This is a genomic window from Pseudomonas sp. Marseille-QA0332, assembly GCF_054950175.1.
Genome location: NZ_CM143106.1, coordinates 3,556,488 through 3,573,717, shown reverse-complemented (window position 1 = coordinate 3,573,717; position 17,230 = coordinate 3,556,488). Strand labels below are relative to the sequence as shown.

The 17,230-nt window shown below is 63.6% G+C and carries 17 protein-coding genes; 11 read left to right on the top strand and 6 right to left on the bottom strand.

Translation table 11 applies throughout. The annotated features are described in order from the left end of the window. Positions 1 to 3: 3 nt before the first annotated feature. Positions 4 to 861, bottom strand: a complete 858-nt coding sequence (locus ACY8GK_RS16480) for an SDR family oxidoreductase (protein ID WP_196175228.1) — start codon at positions 859 to 861, stop codon at positions 4 to 6. 189 nt (positions 862 to 1,050) lie between these two features. Between ACY8GK_RS16480 and exbB the strand changes: the two genes are divergently transcribed. From exbB to ACY8GK_RS16450, 6 genes are all read left to right on the top strand, one after another. Then, a complete protein-coding gene (gene exbB, locus ACY8GK_RS16475) occupies positions 1,051 to 2,043 on the top strand; it encodes a tonB-system energizer ExbB (protein WP_196175230.1) in 993 nt (330 codons plus the stop codon). Positions 2,044 to 2,046: 3 nt separating this feature from the next. Then, positions 2,047 to 2,475, top strand: a complete 429-nt coding sequence (gene exbD / locus ACY8GK_RS16470) for a TonB system transport protein ExbD (protein WP_462401656.1) — start codon at positions 2,047 to 2,049, stop codon at positions 2,473 to 2,475. Beyond that, on the top strand, positions 2,472 to 3,200 hold the full coding sequence (locus tag ACY8GK_RS16465) for an energy transducer TonB (protein WP_462401655.1): 729 nt from the start codon (positions 2,472 to 2,474) through the stop codon (positions 3,198 to 3,200). Before exbD ends, ACY8GK_RS16465 begins: the two co-directional genes overlap by 4 nt. A 91-nt stretch (positions 3,201 to 3,291) precedes the next feature. Beyond that, the gene (locus ACY8GK_RS16460) at positions 3,292 to 4,218 is read left to right on the top strand and encodes a hydrogen peroxide-inducible genes activator (RefSeq protein ID WP_196175236.1); all 927 of its coding nucleotides are present in this window, start codon (positions 3,292 to 3,294) and stop codon (positions 4,216 to 4,218) included. A 2-nt stretch (positions 4,219 to 4,220) separates the two neighbouring features. Then, the gene (gene recG / locus ACY8GK_RS16455; protein ID WP_196175238.1) at positions 4,221 to 6,299 is read left to right on the top strand and encodes an ATP-dependent DNA helicase RecG; all 2,079 of its coding nucleotides are present in this window, start codon (positions 4,221 to 4,223) and stop codon (positions 6,297 to 6,299) included. A gap of 74 nt (positions 6,300 to 6,373) precedes the next feature. Continuing rightward, positions 6,374 to 7,777 carry an HDOD domain-containing protein gene (locus ACY8GK_RS16450; protein ID WP_462401654.1) on the top strand — a complete coding sequence of 468 codons (1,404 nt, stop codon included), beginning with the start codon at positions 6,374 to 6,376 and terminating at the stop codon, positions 7,775 to 7,777. A gap of 73 nt (positions 7,778 to 7,850) precedes the next feature. On the opposite strand, the gene ACY8GK_RS16445 is transcribed toward ACY8GK_RS16450, so the two are convergent. Continuing rightward, the gene (locus tag ACY8GK_RS16445) at positions 7,851 to 8,144 is read right to left on the bottom strand and encodes an HU family DNA-binding protein (RefSeq protein WP_196175242.1); all 294 of its coding nucleotides are present in this window, start codon (positions 8,142 to 8,144) and stop codon (positions 7,851 to 7,853) included. Between the two features lie 318 nt (positions 8,145 to 8,462). Between ACY8GK_RS16445 and ACY8GK_RS16440 the strand changes: the two genes are divergently transcribed. Then, complete coding sequence (locus ACY8GK_RS16440) at positions 8,463 to 9,020, top strand: chorismate--pyruvate lyase family protein (protein ID WP_196175244.1); 558 nt, start codon at positions 8,463 to 8,465, stop codon at positions 9,018 to 9,020. After that, on the top strand, positions 9,020 to 9,910 hold the full coding sequence (gene ubiA, locus ACY8GK_RS16435) for a 4-hydroxybenzoate octaprenyltransferase (RefSeq protein ID WP_462401653.1): 891 nt from the start codon (positions 9,020 to 9,022) through the stop codon (positions 9,908 to 9,910). Before ACY8GK_RS16440 ends, ubiA begins: the two co-directional genes overlap by 1 nt. Positions 9,911 to 9,958: 48 nt before the next feature. Here the strand turns inward: ubiA and ACY8GK_RS16430 are convergent, their stop codons facing one another. Then, positions 9,959 to 10,330, bottom strand: a complete 372-nt coding sequence (locus ACY8GK_RS16430) for a COG4315 family predicted lipoprotein (protein WP_462401652.1) — start codon at positions 10,328 to 10,330, stop codon at positions 9,959 to 9,961. 173 nt (positions 10,331 to 10,503) lie between these two features. On the opposite strand from ACY8GK_RS16430, the gene phoB reads away from it, so the two are divergent. From phoB to ACY8GK_RS16415, 3 genes are all read left to right on the top strand, one after another. Beyond that, a complete protein-coding gene (gene phoB / locus ACY8GK_RS16425) occupies positions 10,504 to 11,193 on the top strand; it encodes a phosphate regulon transcriptional regulator PhoB (protein ID WP_196175250.1) in 690 nt (229 codons plus the stop codon). 298 nt (positions 11,194 to 11,491) lie between these two features. Then, positions 11,492 to 12,763: a phosphate regulon sensor histidine kinase PhoR gene (gene phoR, locus ACY8GK_RS16420; protein ID WP_230375457.1), complete on the top strand. Its 1,272-nt coding sequence runs from the start codon at positions 11,492 to 11,494 to the stop codon at positions 12,761 to 12,763. 112 nt (positions 12,764 to 12,875) lie between these two features. Next, a complete protein-coding gene (locus ACY8GK_RS16415; RefSeq protein ID WP_196175254.1) occupies positions 12,876 to 14,216 on the top strand; it encodes a hemolysin family protein in 1,341 nt (446 codons plus the stop codon). 102 nt (positions 14,217 to 14,318) lie between these two features. Here the strand turns inward: ACY8GK_RS16415 and ACY8GK_RS16410 are convergent, their stop codons facing one another. The 3 genes from ACY8GK_RS16410 to pstB form a co-directional block, all read right to left on the bottom strand. Next, the gene (locus ACY8GK_RS16410) at positions 14,319 to 15,212 is read right to left on the bottom strand and encodes a response regulator (protein WP_462401651.1); all 894 of its coding nucleotides are present in this window, start codon (positions 15,210 to 15,212) and stop codon (positions 14,319 to 14,321) included. 239 nt (positions 15,213 to 15,451) lie between these two features. Then, the gene (gene phoU / locus ACY8GK_RS16405) at positions 15,452 to 16,210 is read right to left on the bottom strand and encodes a phosphate signaling complex protein PhoU (protein WP_196175258.1); all 759 of its coding nucleotides are present in this window, start codon (positions 16,208 to 16,210) and stop codon (positions 15,452 to 15,454) included. 157 nt (positions 16,211 to 16,367) lie between these two features. Further along, positions 16,368 to 17,201: a phosphate ABC transporter ATP-binding protein PstB gene (pstB, locus tag ACY8GK_RS16400; RefSeq protein WP_196175260.1), complete on the bottom strand. Its 834-nt coding sequence runs from the start codon at positions 17,199 to 17,201 to the stop codon at positions 16,368 to 16,370. Between the last annotated feature and the right edge of the window lie 29 nt (positions 17,202 to 17,230).

Here is a 17,230-nt window from a genome sequence, read left to right as displayed (position 1 = left end):
CCGTCACTCTCGCCCCTCGAGAATGGCGGCATAGCCCTCCCTGTAGCTCGGATAGCGAGGCGCCCAGCCCAGCGCCTTCGCCCTGGCATTGCTGCAGCGCTTGCTGCCGGTGCGTCGGACCCGCTGCTCATCGGACCAGTGGCTGACGCCCAGGTACTGGCGTAGCCAGGCCACTACCTCGGCCAAGGGTGCCGGATCGTCATCGACGCCCAGGTAGATATCCTGCAATGCCTGGCCGCGAGCATCGCCCTGCAGCAGGAAGGCCAGCAAGCCCGCGGCATCCTCGGCATGAATGCGGTTGCCATACAGCGGCGGCTTCTCGCTCACCCGATAGCCCTGGCGCACCTGGCCCAGCAGCCATTCGCGGCCCGGCCCGTAGATCCCGGTCAGGCGCACCACGGTACCGGCCAGGCCGCTATCGAGCGCCAGACGCTCCGCCTGCAGCATCGTCCGTCCCGAATAGCCCTGGGGTACGGTGGCAGAGCGCTCGTCGACCCATTCGCCGTCCTGCTGGGCATACACACTGCTGCTGGAGACGAAGAGCAGTCGCCTGGGTCGCTGGCGGTGTGACGCCAACCAGGCCAGGACATGGCGCAAGCCGTCGACATAGGCAACCTGGTAGCCCGCTTCATCGTGCTGACTGGCTGCCACGCAATAGACCAGGTAGTCTGGCGAGCGACTCGGCCAGGCCGCGGGGCAACGGCTATCGGAAAGATCGGCGGCAATCGGCAGCACACCCGGCGGCAGTTCGGCGACCGAGCGGCGCAGGCCGCTGACCTGCCAGCCGGCATCGAGCAGCTGGCGAGCCAGGCGTCCGCCGACATCGCCGCAGCCGACGATCAATGCATTGGGAACAGCCATTGGTGGACTCCATGATGAAAGCTCAAGGCTATCCTGCACAGACGATGGACGGGAGGCAAAGCGTAAAAAAAAGCTACTTTATTACTTCTGCTAACAAGAATTAATTGCAATAATGCTGACCTGCCTTTTCTCGGCCAGCATCGGCCGTGAGGAACATCAACCTTCATTTCTTCATCAGGTCCGGCCAGCATGACACGTACCCAACCTTCCGCTTCGCCAACCACGTCGCGCGCCTGGCGTGCCATTGCCGCGCTGACATTCAGCCTGGTGCTGGCGCCCGTAGCCCTGGCGGATGAACCTGCCAACCAGGCCGCCACCGCCCCGACCGCCGCCGCGGCACCGGCGTCGGGCAGCGACGTGGCGAACCCTGCCGCGCCCGCTGCCAGCCAGCCAGCTCCTGCCGCCAATCCGGCAGCCAGCCCGGCCCCGGCAGGCACGGCTGAAAACCTCGAGGCAGCGGCTCAGGACACCACCCTCGGCATGGCACACGACCTTTCGCCGTGGGGGATGTACAAGAATGCCGACGTGGTGGTCAAGGCGGTCATGATCGGCCTGGCCATCGCCTCGATCATCACCTGGACCATCTGGATCGCCAAGGGCTTGGAACTGCTCGGCGCCAAGCGCCGCCTGCGTGGCGAAATCGCCATGCTGAAGAAGTCGGCCAGCCTCAAGGACGCCAGCGAAGCGACGAACAAGGAAGGCACCTTGGCACATACCCTGGTCAACGATGCCCTGGAAGAAATGCGCCTGTCGGCCAACGCGCGTGAAAAGGAAGGGATCAAGGAGCGTGTCAGTTTCCGTCTGGAGCGCCTGGTCGCCGCCAGCGGTCGCAACATGAGCAACGGCACCGGCGTGCTGGCCACCATTGGCTCCACCGCCCCCTTCGTCGGCCTGTTCGGCACCGTCTGGGGCATCATGAACAGCTTCATCGGCATCGCCAAGACCCAGACCACCAACCTGGCCGTGGTCGCCCCCGGGATCGCCGAAGCCTTGCTGGCGACGGCCCTGGGCCTGGTCGCGGCGATCCCGGCCGTGGTGATCTACAACGTCTTCGCGCGTTCCATCGCCGGCTACAAGGCACAGGTTTCGGACGCTTCGGCCCAGGTGCTGCTGCTGGTCAGCCGTGACCTGGACCACCAGGGCAGCGAGCGCGCCGCCCCCCACATGGTGAAAGTGGGGTAAGCCATGGGCCTGCATCTCAACGAAGGTGGCGATGATCTCGCCGAAAACCACGAAATCAACGTCACACCGTTCATCGACGTGATGCTGGTGCTGCTGATCATCTTCATGGTCGCGGCACCCCTGGCCACGGTCGACATCAAGGTCGACCTGCCAGCCTCGACCGCCAAGCCCGCGCCGCGCCCGGAAAAACCGGTGTTCGTCAGCGTCAAGGCCGACCAGAAGCTCTACGTCGGCGATGATCAGGTCCCGCAGCCCAGCCAACTGGGCGCGATGCTCGATGCCAGGACCAAGGGCGACAAGGAGACCACCATCTTCTTCCAGGCCGACAAGGGTGTCGACTACGGTGACCTGATGGAAGTGATGAACACCATGCGCGCGGCCGGCTACCTCAAGGTCGGCCTGGTCGGACTCGAGACGGCAGCCAAGAAATGACCAAGACCCGGCATAACCTGGCGCGTTACAGTGGCAGCCTGGCTATCGTCCTGGGGATCCATGCCGTCGCTGTGCTGCTTGCCCTGGACTGGTCGGTGCCCAAGGCCGTCGAATTGCCATCGGCAGCGATGGTGGTCGAACTGGCACCGTTGCCCGAGCCCGCGCCGCCACCGCCCCCCAAGGTCGTCCCGCCGCCACCGGCACCGGTCGAGGAGCCGCCATTGCCGAAGGTGGCAGAGGCGCCCAAGCCCAAGATCGCCGTGGCCAAGCCCAAGCCCAAGCCGAAACCGCAGCCGCCCAAGCCTGAGAAGAAGCCTGAGCCGCCGCAGGAAAAGCCGCCGGCCGAACAGGTGGTGGACACGCCTCCAGCCAAGACACCGCCGCAGAAGTCCGCCGCTCCGGCGCCGAGCGTCGCCTCCAACAGCAAGGCCCTGCCGACCTGGCAAAGCGACCTGCTGCGTCATCTGGCGAAGTACAAGCGCTATCCGGAAGACGCTCGTCGGCGCGGCTTGCAAGGCATCAATCGCCTGCGCTTCGTGGTCGATGCCAACGGCAAGATCCTCTCCTACTCGCTGGCTGGCGGCTCGGGCAGTGCCTCGCTGGACCGCGCGACACTGGAGATGATCCGTCGCGCGCAACCGGTGCCCAAGCCACCGCAGGAGCTGTTGAACAACGGCAGCATCGAGGTGGTCGCGCCTTTCGTCTACTCGCTGGATCGCCGCTGACGGTCGCCCTGTCACAAAAAGGCAACTCTGATAACGTGCGTCTATCAATTGCAGCCGCTATGCTGGGGCCGCAACTTCATGGACGCACGTTATGACCCTTACCGAACTACGCTACATCGTCACCCTTGCCCAGGAGCAGCACTTCGGGCACGCCGCCGAACGCTGCCATGTCAGCCAGCCGACCTTGTCGGTCGGGGTCAAGAAGCTCGAGGACGAGCTTGGCGTGCTGATCTTCGAACGCAGCAAGAGCGCGGTGCGCCTGACCCCCGTGGGCGAGAGCATCGTCGCCCAGGCGCAGAAGGTACTGGAGCAGGCCCAGGGCATCCGCGAACTGGCCCAGGCCGGCAAGAACCAGCTCACCGCCCCGCTCAAGGTCGGTGCCATCTATACCGTCGGCCCCTACCTTTTCCCCCACCTGATCCCGCAGTTGCATCGGGTGGCGCCGCAGATGCCGCTGTACATCGAGGAGAACTTTACCCATGTGCTGCGCGAGAAGCTGCGCAACGGTGAGCTGGACGCGGTCATCATCGCCCTGCCGTTCAACGAGGCCGACGTGCTGACCCTGCCGCTCTACGACGAGCCGTTCTATGCACTCATGCCCAGCGGGCATCCCTGGACCGCCAAGAAGAGCATCGATGCAGGCTCGCTCAACGACAAGAGCCTGCTGCTGCTCGGCGAAGGCCACTGCTTCCGCGACCAGGTGCTCGAGGCCTGTCCGACGCTCACCAAGGGCGGCGAGGGCTCCAAGCACACCACCGTCGAGTCCAGCTCGCTGGAAACCATCCGCCACATGGTGGCCTCAGGCCTGGGCGTCTCGATCCTGCCGTTGTCGGCGGTCCACAGCCATCACTATGCGCCCGGCGTGATCGAGGTCAGGCCGCTGACGGCCCCCTCCCCGTTCCGAACCGTGGCGATCGCCTGGCGTGCCAGCTTCCCGCGACCCAAGGCCATCGAGATCCTCGCCGATTCGATACGCCTGTGCTCCGTGGCCAAGCCGCCGCTGGAACAGTCGGCCTGATCATGACCGAGCTGTCGAAGGTCCCGGTCACGGCGCTCAAGGGTGTCGGCGAGGCCATGGCGCAGAAACTCGCCAAGGTCGGCCTGGAAACCCTGCAGGACCTGCTGTTCCACCTGCCGTTGCGTTACCAGGACCGTACCCGGGTGATCCCCATCGGTGCCTTGCGCCCTGGCCAGGATGCGGTGATCGAGGGCGTGGTCAGCGGTGCCGATGTGGTGATGGGCAAGCGCCGCAGCCTCATCGTGCGCCTGGGGGACGGCAGCGGCGTGATCAGCTTGCGCTTCTATCATTTCAGCAATGCGCAGAAGGAGGGGCTCAAGCGTGGGACCCACCTGCGTTGCTACGGCGAGGCCCGGCCGGGGGCTTCGGGCCTGGAGATCTATCATCCGGAATACCGCGCGCTCAACGGCACCGAGCCGGCCCCGGCGGTCGAGCAGACCCTGACGCCAATCTACCCGACCACCGAGGGCCTGACCCAGCAACGCCTGCGCCTGCTGTGCCAGCAAGCCCTGGCCCAGCTCGGTCCGCGCAGCCTTCCGGACTGGCTCCCCGAGGAGCTGGCGAGGGACTATCGCCTCGCCCCCCTGGATGCCGCCATCCGCTACCTGCACAATCCGCCAGCCGATGCCGACATCGACGAGCTGGCCGAAGGGCATCACTGGGCGCAGCACCGCCTCGCCTTCGAGGAGCTGCTGACCCACCAGCTATCCCAGCAGCGCGTGCGCGAGAGCTTGCGCACATTACGCGCGCCGGTATTGCCGAAGGCCAGCCGCCTGCCAGCTCTGTACCTGGGCAACCTGGGCTTCACCCCCACGGGTGCGCAGCAGCGGGTCGGCAACGAAATCGCTCATGACCTGAGCCAGGGCGAGCCAATGATGCGTCTGGTGCAAGGCGACGTGGGCGCCGGCAAGACCGTCGTCGCCGCGCTCGCGGCCTTGCAGGCACTCGAAGCCGGTTACCAGGTCGCCCTGATGGCACCGACGGAGATCCTCGCCGAGCAGCATTTCATCACCTTCAAGCGCTGGCTCGAACCCCTCGGCATCGATGTCGCCTGGCTTGCCGGCAAGCTCAAGGGCAGGGCCAGGGTCGCCGCCCTGGAGCAGATTGCCAATGGCGTGCCCATGGTGGTCGGGACCCACGCGCTGTTCCAGGACGAGGTCAGGTTCAATCGCCTGGCGCTGGCCATCATCGACGAGCAGCACCGTTTTGGCGTGCAGCAGCGGCTGGCATTGCGCCAGAAAGGCGTCGCCGGCGAACTGTGCCCGCATCAGCTGATCATGACCGCCACGCCGATTCCAAGGACGCTGGCGATGAGCGCCTATGCCGACTTGGACACCTCCGTGCTCGACGAACTGCCCCCTGGCCGTACGCCGGTGAACACCGTGCTGGTGGCCGACAGCCGCCGCTTCGAAGTCGTCGAGCGGGTACGCGCCGCCTGTGCCGAAGGCCGCCAGGCCTATTGGGTCTGCACCCTGATCGAAGAGTCCGAGGAGCTGACTTGCCAGGCCGCGGAGAGCACCTACGAGGATCTTCAGGCAGCCTTGGGCGAGCTGAGCGTGGGGCTGATCCACGGGCGCATGAAACCGGCCGAGAAAGCCGCGGTCATGGCCGAATTCAAGGAAGGCAAGCTGCAGCTGCTGGTCGCCACCACGGTCATCGAGGTGGGCGTGGACGTACCCAATGCCAGCCTGATGATCATCGAGAATCCCGAGCGGCTCGGGCTCGCCCAGCTTCACCAGTTGCGCGGGCGCGTCGGTCGCGGCAGTGCCGTGAGTCATTGCGTGTTGCTCTACCACCCCCCACTGTCGCAAATCGGTCGCGAGCGCCTGGGTATCATGCGCGAAACCAACGACGGTTTCGTCATCGCCGAGAAGGACCTGGAGCTGCGCGGTCCCGGCGAGATGCTTGGCACCCGGCAGACGGGCCTGTTGCAGTTCAAGGTCGCGGACCTGATGCGTGATGCGGATCTGCTTCCCCCGGTGAGGGATGCCGCCCAGGCACTGCTGGCCCGCTGGCCACACCATGTCAGCCCGCTGCTCGATCGCTGGCTGCGTCATGGGCAACAGTACGGGCAAGTGTGATAGAGCTCAGGAACAGGACTAGCCAAATGGTGGGACTGGTTATACTTTGCGTCTGAATATCCTGGACATCGCCCATGACCGAAGCTGCTCTGGAAAACGCGCCCGCCCATGTACCACCGGTGATTCGGACCTTGCTCGAAAAGCTTGGCGTCGCCTATCGCGAAGTGCAGGAGGGCTCGGCCGTTGCGGCAGGCAACCGGATCCAGGCGATCCTGCTCGAAGATGCTGTCGGCGCGCTGCTAGTGCTGTTCCCGGCAAGCCAGCTGCTCGATCTCAAGCGGCTCACCGAGCTGACCGGACGCAAGCTGGTCGCCGTCCCGGCCGCACGGCTCAAGCAGATGCTCGACAAGCACGGACTCAAAGCCCTCCCTGGCATTCCTGCGCTGACCAGCTCGCCTTGCCTCTATGAACAGGATCTTGTCGAGACCGAGACGCTGTTCATCCATTCGGGCGAGCCGGGGGTGATGCTGGCGATCGAGCGCGAAGCCTTCAAGCGCCTGCTGAACAAGGCCAGCGCGGGCAAGTTCGGCGAACCCGTGAAAGGCATCCGGCCCAATTTCGATCGCCCCACGGACGATTCGCAGGAAATCACCCAGGCCGTGCAGGCCTTCACTGCACGGCGCATCCAGCAGCGGCTCGAGCAGACCATCGAGATACCGCCACTGGCCGATACCGCGCAGAAGATCATCAAGCTGCGGGTAGATCCCAACGCCAGCGTCGATGACATCACCTCGGTAGTGGAAACCGATCCTGCCTTGGCCGCCCAGGTCGTCAGCTGGGCCGCATCACCCTACTACGCATCGCCTGGCAGGATTCGCTCGGTGGAAGATGCCATCGTGCGCGTGCTGGGCTTCGACCTGGTGATCAACCTGGCGCTGGGGCTGGCGCTGGGCAAGACCTTGAGCCTGCCCAAGGACCATCCGCAGCAGGCAACGCCCTACTGGCAGCAGTCGATCTACACAGCAGCGGTCATCGAGGGGCTTACCCGGGCGATGCCACGCGCCGAACGCCCGGAAACCGGCCTGACCTATCTGGCCGGTCTGCTGCACAATTTTGGCTATCTATTGCTCGCGCATGTCTTTCCGCCGCATTTCTCGCTGATATGCAGGCATCTGGAGGTCAATCCGCACCTGGACCACACCTATGTGGAACAGCACCTGCTCGGCATCAGCCGCGAACAGATCGGCGCCTGGTTGATGGGTGTATGGGACATGCCACAGGAACTGGTCACCGCGCTGCGCTTCCAGAACGACCCCGAGTACAGCGGCGAGCATGCGCCGTTTGCCAACCTGGTCTGCCTGGCTACCCGTCTGCTACGCACCCGCGGCATCGGATCGGGCCCCGACGTCGGCGTCCCCGATGCGCTGCTCGAACGTCTGCACCTGCCCCGGGAAAAGGCCGAACAGGTGGTCAACCGCGTCCTGGAAGCCGAGGCCCTGTTGCGCGAGCTGGCAGCCCAGTTCAACGTAACCCATTGAAGTCGTTCCAGGCGATGACCACACAAGCCCGGTACATCTGAAGGTACCGGGCCAAGACCATCCAGGTGGCCGCTTAGCGCGATGCCGAGCCGCCCTCGGCATTGATGCTGTCCCTGAGATTCTTGCCAGGCTTGAAAGCCACCGTGTTGCTTGCCCTGATCTTCACCGGCTCGCCTGTCTGCGGATTCTTGCCAGTGCGTGCTCCCCGATGCCGTTTTTCGAAAGTGCCGAAGCCGACCAGCGTGACCGTATCCTTGTCGAGCGCTCCGGTGATCGAATCGAGAATCGCGTTGAGTACCTCGTTGGCCTTCTCCTTGGTGAGATCGGCCCGTTCGGCGATAGCGGCGGCGAGATCTGGTTTGCGCATGTGTGAAGCCTCTTTGACGGATTTTTCTTGTTATTGCCGTGCTATTCCACTGGAACAGCGTTCAAGGCGCCGCAGGCTCTACACTGCGGCAGACGCAACTGAGAATGGCATGCTCGTCGAGGCCGCGCCAGTACCGATGGGTGTCAATGACCCGAGGGTTGAAGGCCATATGCGACACATGACGAGCCAATCATGCCATTACGGCTGGCCAAGACCGTAAAGCGCAGCGAAGACAGGGATCCCGTTCGAGTCGCCTGCAAGCGCTCCAGGCAATCGTGCTAAGCTCAGCGCTCCTAGGCCTGCAACAAGCATATCGACGTGCCGTACGAAACTTCGCAAGCAGCCACGGTCACGTGGCAGTCTTACTTCCAGGTCGCATCCGAGCTCCAGGAACCGATCCGCCAATGGCTGTTCGACGAAGGCTCCCTCACCCGCCGTCTCACTCGGCTTTCTGGCGACCAGTTTTCCGTCATGCCGGTACATGAGGGCTGGCAGCCACTGCGTGACGATGAATGTCTGGCGCTTGGCCTGTCACCGGGCGAGCCGGGATGGGTCAGGGAAGTGTTCTTGCTTGGGCATGGCCAACCTTGGGTATTCGCCCGCAGCGTGGCTTCGCGCCAGGCACTGGCACGGGGCGGACTGGACATGGAAAGCCTGGGCAGTCGCTCCCTGGGCGAGCTGCTGTTCTGCGACCAGGCCTTCACCCGCCATCCCATCGAGGTATGTCGATACCCCCGGGCCTGGATGCCCGCACCCGAACCGACCCAGCCGCTGTGGGCCCGTCGATCACGTTTCGAGCGTGATGGGCTGAGCCTGCTGGTCGCCGAGGTCTTTCTGCCCGCGTTATGGCAGGCGGCAGCCAAGGAGCCGTGCTGATGTACCTGCAGTTGCTCAAATCGCTCAACCGGCTGCATCCACGGGCCTGGGACTTCATCCAGCTCAGCCGGATGGACCGGCCGATTGGCATCTACCTGCTGTTGTGGCCGACGCTATCGGCCGTCTGGATCGCGGCGCAGGGCCAGCCTACGCTGGCCAATGTGCTGATCTTCGGGCTTGGTGTGGTGCTGATGCGCGCGGCCGGCTGCGCGATCAACGACTACGCCGATCGCAAGGTAGATGGGCACGTCAAGCGCACGGCCGACCGTCCGCTGGCCAGTGGCAGGGTCAAGGGGCGCGAGGCGCTCATGCTGTTCGTCATCCTCGTCGCGGTGAGCTTCTTGCTGGTGCTGTGCACCAATGCCCGGACCGTATGGCTTTCCTTCGGTGCGGTGGCCCTTGCCTTCTGCTACCCGTTCATGAAGCGCTACACCTATTATCCACAAGTCGTGCTGGGTGCCGCGTACTCCTGGGGTATTCCCATGGCCTTCACGGCGGCCGGGCACGAACTGCCAGCCGCGGCATGGCTGCTCTACATCGCCAACCTGCTCTGGACGGTCGGCTACGACACCTACTACGCCATGGTCGACCGTGACGACGATCTCAAGATCGGGGTCAAGTCCACCGCCATCCTGTTCGGCGAGGCCGACCGCAACATCATCCTCGGCCTGCAGATGCTGTCGCTGGGTTGTCTGTTGTTGGCCGGCCAACGCTTCGAGTTGGGCGGTTGGTTCCACCTCGGCCTGCTGGCCGCCGCGTGCTGCTTCGCCTGGGAATACTGCTACACCCGCAAGCGCGACCGCGAGTCCTGCTTCAAAGCCTTCCTGCACAACCACTGGGCTGGCTTCTTGATCTTCATCGCAGTGGTGGTGGACTACGCTGCGCGCTGACCGGCAAAGCGCCGCGCCGGTCGCTGGCGCGGCCCATGCCGCCTGGTGTCAGGGCTTGGCGACATGCCAGATGCCGCGCATGCCATCACCCGTCTTGTCCGTGGTGATCTTGTCCTTGATGAAGGTATACAGCGGCTTGCCGTCATAGGCCCATTGCATCGCGCCATCATCGCGCCGTACCTGGGTCCACCTGCCCTGCGCCGCCTCTTCGCCCGGCTTGACCAGCAAGGGCGGCCAGTTCTTGGCGCATTCGCCGGTACAGACCGATTTGTTGCGGGTGTCCTTGTCGAAGGTATAGAGCGTCATGCCATCGGCATCGACCCAGATGCCGTCCTGTTCAGTGGCCGGTTGCCCCCAGGCCAGCTTCGGCAACGTCAATGCCCCGAGCAGGATCATCCAGCCCAGCGTGTATCGAGTCATGGTCATACCCTCCAGTACAGGTGATTGGCGCTGCAAGCCATTGGCCGCAAGCTCTCCTGAAGCCTAGCCAAGCCAGGTCGACTCGCCAGCATGGACAAGATCCTGTCACACAGCTGCAATAATTCCGTTATCTAATGCGGACCAAGACATCGTTCCCAGGAGAGGTTTTGAGCATGGTAGGCAGGAGTATTCTGATCGTTGACGACGAAGCGCCCATTCGCGAGATGATCGCCGTTGCATTGGAAATGGCCGGCTATGACTGCCTCGAAGCAGAAAACTCGCAGCAGGCGCACGCGATCATCGTCGATCGCAAGCCGGACCTGATCCTGCTCGACTGGATGCTGCCGGGCACATCGGGAATCGAGCTGGCCCGACGCCTCAAGCGTGACGAACTCACCGGCGACATTCCGATCATCATGCTCACGGCCAAAGGCGAAGAGGACAACAAGATCCAGGGGCTGGAGGTTGGCGCCGACGACTACATCACCAAGCCGTTCTCGCCTCGCGAACTGGTGGCCCGGCTCAAGGCCGTGCTGCGCCGTACAGGCCCCAGCGACAGCGAAGCGCCCATCGAGATTGGTGGCCTGCTGCTCGACCCCATCAGCCACCGGGTCACCATCGATGGCAAACCGGCTGAAATGGGCCCCACTGAATACCGCCTGCTGCAGTTCTTCATGACCCATCAGGAACGCGCCTACACGCGCGGCCAGTTGCTCGACCAGGTATGGGGAGGCAACGTCTATGTCGAAGAGCGCACGGTCGACGTGCACATCCGACGCCTGCGCAAGGCCTTGGGCGAAGCCTACGAAAACCTGGTACAAACCGTGCGCGGCACAGGTTACCGCTTCTCCACCAAGAGCTAGGCTTTGTACGAAAAGTCGCCGAGCGGCGATCAGGCAAGGCGAAAACAGGCGAAGAACGGCCGGGGTCGCGCTCGACTTTACTGGTGGTAAATGAACATTCCGAGCCTGTTTTCAACGTAGCCTGATCGTCGCGCAGGCACTTTCCGTACAAAGCCTAGGGGCAGGCGGCAAGCGCGACGGCACGCGCGCCTTGCAGATACGACACGGACATACTTGAAGCTCGAGGCTTGCAGCTTGCAGCTGCCCTCCCAAGGACCGGAAATTGAACCAGAACTGGCACGCGACCCTGATTCGCCACATGTTCCTGCTGGTCTCGGTCTGCCTGATCGGCGGATTGGCCAGTGGACACTACGGCTGGAGCCTGGCCATCGGCCTGGCCTTGTACCTGGGCTGGACGCTCAAGCAGTTGCTGCGCCTGCATCACTGGCTGAGCAACCATCAGCCCGACGAGGCGCCACCGGACGGTTATGGCCTGTGGGGCGAAGTGTTCGACAGCATCTATCACCTGCAACGCCGCGACCAGCGCGTGCGGGGTCGGCTGCAAGCAGTGATCGATCGGGTCCAGGAATCCACCGCCGCGTTGCGCGATGCGGTGGTCATGCTCGACAGCGAAGGCAACCTGGAGTGGTGGAACCGCGCGGCGGAAACCCTGCTCGGGCTGAAGACGCCGCAGGACGTGGGACAGCCGATAACCAACCTGGTCCGCCATCCGCGCTTCAAGGAGTACTTCGAACACGAGGACCACGCCGAGCCGCTGGAAATCCCGTCACCGGTCAATGATCACCTGCGTATCCAGCTGCATATCACCCGCTACGGCAACAACGAACACTTGATGCTGGTACGCGACGTCACCCGTATCCATCAGCTCGAGCAGATGCGCAAGGACTTCGTCGCCAACGTGTCCCACGAGCTGCGCACGCCCCTCACCGTGATCACCGGCTACCTGGAGACGTTGCTGGACAATGTCGAGGCGGTCAATCCGCGCTGGATTCGCGCCTTGCAACAGATGCACCAGCAGGGCGAACGGATGCAGGCACTGCTCAACGACCTGCTGCTGCTGGCCAAGCTGGAAGCCACCGACTATCCCTCGGAAAGCCAGCCAGTGGCCGTGGATGCGTTGCTGCAGACGATCAGAGGCGATGCCATGGCGCTGTCGGGCGAGCGCAACCACTCCATCAGTCTGGAGGCGACTGCAAGCGTGCTCAAGGGCAGCGAGGCCGAACTGCGCAGCGCTTTTTCCAACCTGGTATTCAACGCCGTGAAATACACGCCCGCCGGCGGCCAGATCCGTATCCGCTGGTGGACCGATGCGCAAGGCGCGCACCTGAGCGTGCAGGATTCGGGCATCGGCATCGATGCCAAGCATCTGCCACGCTTGACCGAACGCTTCTACCGGGTCGACTCCAGCCGCGCGTCGAATACCGGCGGTACCGGCTTGGGCCTGGCCATCGTCAAGCATGTGCTGCTACGTCACCGGGGCCGCCTGGAGATCAGCAGCGTGCCAGGCCATGGCAGCACGTTCACCTGCCATTTCGCCCCGGCGCAGGTGATCGCACGAGTAGCCTGCTGAGCACGGGTCTTTGCATTTGGGGCCTCAACCGCTACATTGGGTATCCCGCGCCGGCCTTGTCCGGTGCGCACTTTCTTCTTTCCTCTGCAGACGGACCCCGTAACCCCCGATCATGGACCCTTCCCCTGGTATCAGTCTCGCCTCTCTGTTCGCCGATTTCGGCATGATTCTTTTTGCCTTGTTCCTGGTGCTGCTCAACGGTTTCTTCGTAGCCGCCGAGTTCGCCATGGTCAAGCTGCGCGCCACCCGGGTGGAGTCGATCGCCGAGCAGCATGGCTGGCGTGGCAACATCCTGCGCAAGGTACACAACCAGCTCGATGCCTACCTTTCGGCTTGCCAGCTGGGCATCACGCTCGCCTCGCTCGGCCTCGGCTGGGTCGGTGAGCCCGCCTTCGCCCACCTGCTCGAACCTCTGCTGGCAGCGGTTGGGGTGGACACGCCCGAACTGATCAAGGCCATTTCGTTCTTCGTGGCCTTCTTCGTGATCTCCTACCTGCATATCGTGGTCGGCGAACTGGCGCCCAAGTCCTGGGCGATCCGCAAGCCGGAGCTGTTGTCGCTCTGGACCGCGGTCCCGCTGTACCTGTTCTACTGGCTGATGTACCCAGCCATCTACCTGCTCAACGCCAGTGCCAATGCCATCTTGCGCATCGCCGGCCAGGGCGAGCCAGGGCCTCACCATGAGCATCACTACAGTCGCGAGGAACTCAAGCTGATCCTGCATTCCAGCCGCGGCCAGGACCCCAGCGACCAAGGCATGCGGGTACTCGCCTCGGCGGTGGAGATGGGTGAGCTGGAAGTCGTCGACTGGGCCAACTCGCGCGAAGACATGATCAGTCTCGATGCCCATGCCCCGCTCAAGGAAATCCTGGCGATGTTCCGTCGCCACAAGTTCAGCCGCTATCCGGTCTACGACGCCGAACGCGGTGAGTTCATCGGCCTGCTGCACATCAAGGATCTGCTGCTGGAGCTGGCTGAACTGGATCATCTGCCCGAAACCGTCGACCTGGACGACCTGGCCCGCCCACTGGAACGTGTCTCGCGACATATGCCGCTCGCGCAGCTGCTCGAGCAGTTCCGCAAGGGCGGCGCGCACTTCGTGCTGGTCGAGGAAGCCGACGGCAAGGTGATCGGCTATCTGACCATGGAGGATGTGCTCGAGGTGCTGGTCGGCGACATCCAGGACGAGCATCGCAAGGCCGAGCGCGGCATCCTCGCCTACCAACCAGGCAAGCTGCTGGTGCGTGGCGATACGCCGCTGTTCAAGGTCGAGCGCCTGCTGGGCGTCGACCTGGATCATATCGAGGCCGAAACCCTTGCCGGCCTGGTCTACGAGACACTCAAGCGCGTGCCTGAGGAAGAGGAAGTGCTGGAAGTCGAAGGCCTGCGCATCATCATCAAGAAGATGAAGGGCCCGAAGATCGTGCTGGCCAAGGTATTGCTGCTCGACTGATGGACGGGACATCGGGACCACCCGGCGGCCCCGGGATCCCGCTGACGAGCGCATGCCCCATGGACCTCCCGGCGCGATCCCGGCTGGCCCCTTGCCGCAGGCTCAGGCACCGGGCGTGAAGTGCTTTTGCGCCGTGCCACGCGCGATCAAACGGGACAGGTAGTCGAGCTTCTGTGCGTCTTGGTCGACGAACCTGAACGTCAACTGCAACCAATCGCTGTCGGGCTTGGGCTCCAGGGCAGCGATGGCATGCAGGTAGCCATTGAGCCGGGCTACTTCGGCTGTCTCGCCCTGCTCCAGGTCAAGCACGGCACTTTCGAGCACCTGCGGCAAGGCTTCGCTGCGGCGTACCACCAGCAGTGCCTCCTTCAGGCTCAAGGCCTTGATCATGCAGGCGCGTGTCCCGCTGGCCAGACGCAGCTGGCCTTGCCCACGGCCTTGCGCAGGGGCGCTGCCTGGCGAAGACACTGGCGGCTTCGGCGCTGCCGGCGGCACGGCTACGCTCGCTGTGGTACGAACGGTCTCGGCACGGCCACCGGTCAGTGCATTCAAGGAGTCGTTGGCGGTCGAGGCGTTCACTCGTGGCAGTGCATTGCCGACCAAATCGCCAAGCTTGCCGATCTTGCCCACGGCCTTCTTGACCTTGCCCAGCAACTGTTCGTTGGTGAACGGCTTGCCGACGAAATCGGAGACCCCCGCCTGGATGGCCTGGATCACGTTCTCCTTGTCCCCGCGGCTGGTAACCATGATGAATGGCATGTTCGCCATCGCCGGCTGCTGGCGACACCAGGCAAGCAGTTCCAGGCCTGACAGCTCGGGCATTTCCCAGTCGCACAGGACCAGATCGAACGGTTCGCGGGTCAGCAGAAGCTGGGCCTTGCGTCCGTTGACCGCATCTTCGACCATCACGCCGGGAAAGGCATTGCGCAGGCATTTCCTGACCAGATCACGGATGAATGGCGCATCATCCACGACCAGCACTTTGACTTTACTCATCATCACTCCTTCCGACCCGGGGACTAGCATACCGTCGAGTGATGGCATTTTGCCAAAACCCTCAGGCCAAGCGTCCCGCCTGCCGCGGATGGAGCGTGCCGGTGAAGCGTTCGGCCAGGTGACAGAAGGCCGTCAGATACCGCTCACGTCTCGCGCGATGGATCTGAAGCCTTCGAGATCGACGACAAGAACTGGACGCAGAGGCTGATCCCAGCCACCCGCGTCCACTCGGGACAGACTTATTTATCGTCCGGTTCGGCTGGAACATTAGCCAGCAGATCGCTACCTTCGACTTCCGCCTTCATGCGCTTGAGGCCCATGTGGCGAACATCGGTGCCGCGTACCAGGTAGATCACCAGTTCGGAAATGTTGCGCGCATGGTCGCCGATCCGCTCCAGCGAGCGCAGGGCCCAGATCACGCTGAGCACACGCGAGATGGAGCGTGGGTCTTCCATCATGTAGGTGACCAGCTCGCGCAAGGCCGTCTTGTACTCGCGATCGATGGTCTTGTCGTATTGCGCCACGGACAAAGCCAGGTCGGCGTCGAAGCGGGCGAACGCGTCGAGCGCATCCCGTACCATGTTGCGCACTTGATCGCCAATGTGCCGGACTTCCACGTAGCCACGCGGTGACTCCCCCTCCTCGCACAGCTGGATGGCGCGTCGGGCAATCTTGGTCGACTCGTCGCCAATGCGTTCCAGGTCGATCACCGACTTGGAGATGCTGATGATCAGGCGCAGGTCCGAGGCCGCCGGTTGGCGGCGCGCCAGGATGCGCACGCACTCCTCGTCGATGTTGCGCTCCATCTGGTTGATCTGCTCGTCGACATCGCGCACCTGCTGGGCAAGGCCCGAGTCGGCCTCGATCAGGGCGGTGACCGCATCGTTGACCTGCTTCTCGACCAGGCCGCCCATGGCCAGCAAGTGGCTGCGCACCTCTTCGAGCTCGGCGTTGAACTGCTGGGAGATATGATGCGTGAGACTTTCTTTGTTGATCATGTCCTGCTCCGCCAGGAAGCTCCAAGCTGTCAGCCTCGAGCTTCAGGTTTGTCCGTGTCTGGAAGGTGCTAGCTGCAAGCTGCAAGCAGATCGTGCAGTCGATGCGTTCCGCTTCTGCTTGTGGCTTGCAGCTTGAAGCACACCGCTCGCCGCCGCCCTAGCCGTAACGACCCGTGATGTAGTCTTCGGTCTGCTTCTTCGCCGGGTTGGTGAACAGCGTATCGGTATCGCCGAATTCCACCAGCTTGCCCATGTACATGAACGCCGTGTAGTCCGATACCCGGGCCGCCTGCTGCATGTTGTGGGTCACGATGACGATGGTGTACTTGGACTTGAGCTCGTAGATCAGCTCCTCCACCTTGAGGGTCGAGATCGGGTCCAGCGCCGAGCACGGTTCGTCGAGCAGCAGGACTTCCGGCTCCACGGCGATGGTACGGGCGATGACCAGGCGCTGCTGCTGGCCACCGGACAGCCCCAGCGCCGAATCATGCAGGCGATCCTTGACCTCGTCCCACAGCGCGGCGCCCTTGAGTGCCCACTCGACCGCCTCGTCCAGGGTACGCTTCTTGTTGATGCCCTGGATGCGCAAGCCATAGACCACGTTCTCGTAGATGGTCTTGGGGAACGGGTTGGGCTTCTGGAACACCATGCCGACGCGCCGGCGCAGCTCGGCCACGTCCTCGCCCTTGCGGTAGATGTTGTGGCCGTACAGGTTGATGGCGCCTTCCACCCGGCAACCGTCGACCAGGTCGTTCATGCGGTTGAAGGTCCGCAGCAAGGTCGACTTGCCACAGCCCGACGGTCCGATGAAGGCAGTCACGCGCTGCTTGGGAATGTTCATGCCGACATCGAACAGGGCCTGCTTGTCGCCGTAGAACAGGCTCAGGCCAGGCACTTCGATGGCCACGGTTTCTTCGGCCAGACGCAGGCTCTGCTTGTCGCGTCCCAAGGCTGCCATGTCGATGCCGTGGGAATGGGTATCGTGTTGCATGATCTCTCCGTCTGTAGCTGCAAGCTACA

Excerpts from the sequence above, each read along its gene's own strand:
- ACY8GK_RS16445 (WP_196175242.1), bottom strand. The coding sequence starts at position 8,144 with ATGCGCAAACCAGATCTCGCCGCCGCTATCGCCGAACGGGCCGATCTC.
- ACY8GK_RS16410 (WP_462401651.1), bottom strand. The coding sequence starts at position 15,212 with ATGAGTAAAGTCAAAGTGCTGGTCGTGGATGATGCGCCATTCATCCGT.
- ACY8GK_RS16430 (WP_462401652.1), bottom strand. The coding sequence starts at position 10,330 with ATGACTCGATACACGCTGGGCTGGATGATCCTGCTCGGGGCATTGACG.
- phoU (WP_196175258.1), bottom strand. The coding sequence starts at position 16,210 with ATGATCAACAAAGAAAGTCTCACGCATCATATCTCCCAGCAGTTCAAC.
- pstB (WP_196175260.1), bottom strand. The coding sequence starts at position 17,201 with ATGCAACACGATACCCATTCCCACGGCATCGACATGGCAGCCTTGGGA.
- ACY8GK_RS16460 (WP_196175236.1), top strand. The coding sequence starts at position 3,292 with ATGACCCTTACCGAACTACGCTACATCGTCACCCTTGCCCAGGAGCAG.
- ACY8GK_RS16415 (WP_196175254.1), top strand. The coding sequence starts at position 12,876 with ATGGACCCTTCCCCTGGTATCAGTCTCGCCTCTCTGTTCGCCGATTTC.
- ACY8GK_RS16480 (WP_196175228.1), bottom strand. The coding sequence starts at position 861 with ATGGCTGTTCCCAATGCATTGATCGTCGGCTGCGGCGATGTCGGCGGA.
- ACY8GK_RS16465 (WP_462401655.1), top strand. The coding sequence starts at position 2,472 with ATGACCAAGACCCGGCATAACCTGGCGCGTTACAGTGGCAGCCTGGCT.
- phoB (WP_196175250.1), top strand. The coding sequence starts at position 10,504 with ATGGTAGGCAGGAGTATTCTGATCGTTGACGACGAAGCGCCCATTCGC.
- ACY8GK_RS16450 (WP_462401654.1), top strand. The coding sequence starts at position 6,374 with ATGACCGAAGCTGCTCTGGAAAACGCGCCCGCCCATGTACCACCGGTG.
- exbD (WP_462401656.1), top strand. The coding sequence starts at position 2,047 with ATGGGCCTGCATCTCAACGAAGGTGGCGATGATCTCGCCGAAAACCAC.
- exbB (WP_196175230.1), top strand. The coding sequence starts at position 1,051 with ATGACACGTACCCAACCTTCCGCTTCGCCAACCACGTCGCGCGCCTGG.
- recG (WP_196175238.1), top strand. The coding sequence starts at position 4,221 with ATGACCGAGCTGTCGAAGGTCCCGGTCACGGCGCTCAAGGGTGTCGGC.
- ubiA (WP_462401653.1), top strand. The coding sequence starts at position 9,020 with ATGTACCTGCAGTTGCTCAAATCGCTCAACCGGCTGCATCCACGGGCC.
- phoR (WP_230375457.1), top strand. The coding sequence starts at position 11,492 with ATGTTCCTGCTGGTCTCGGTCTGCCTGATCGGCGGATTGGCCAGTGGA.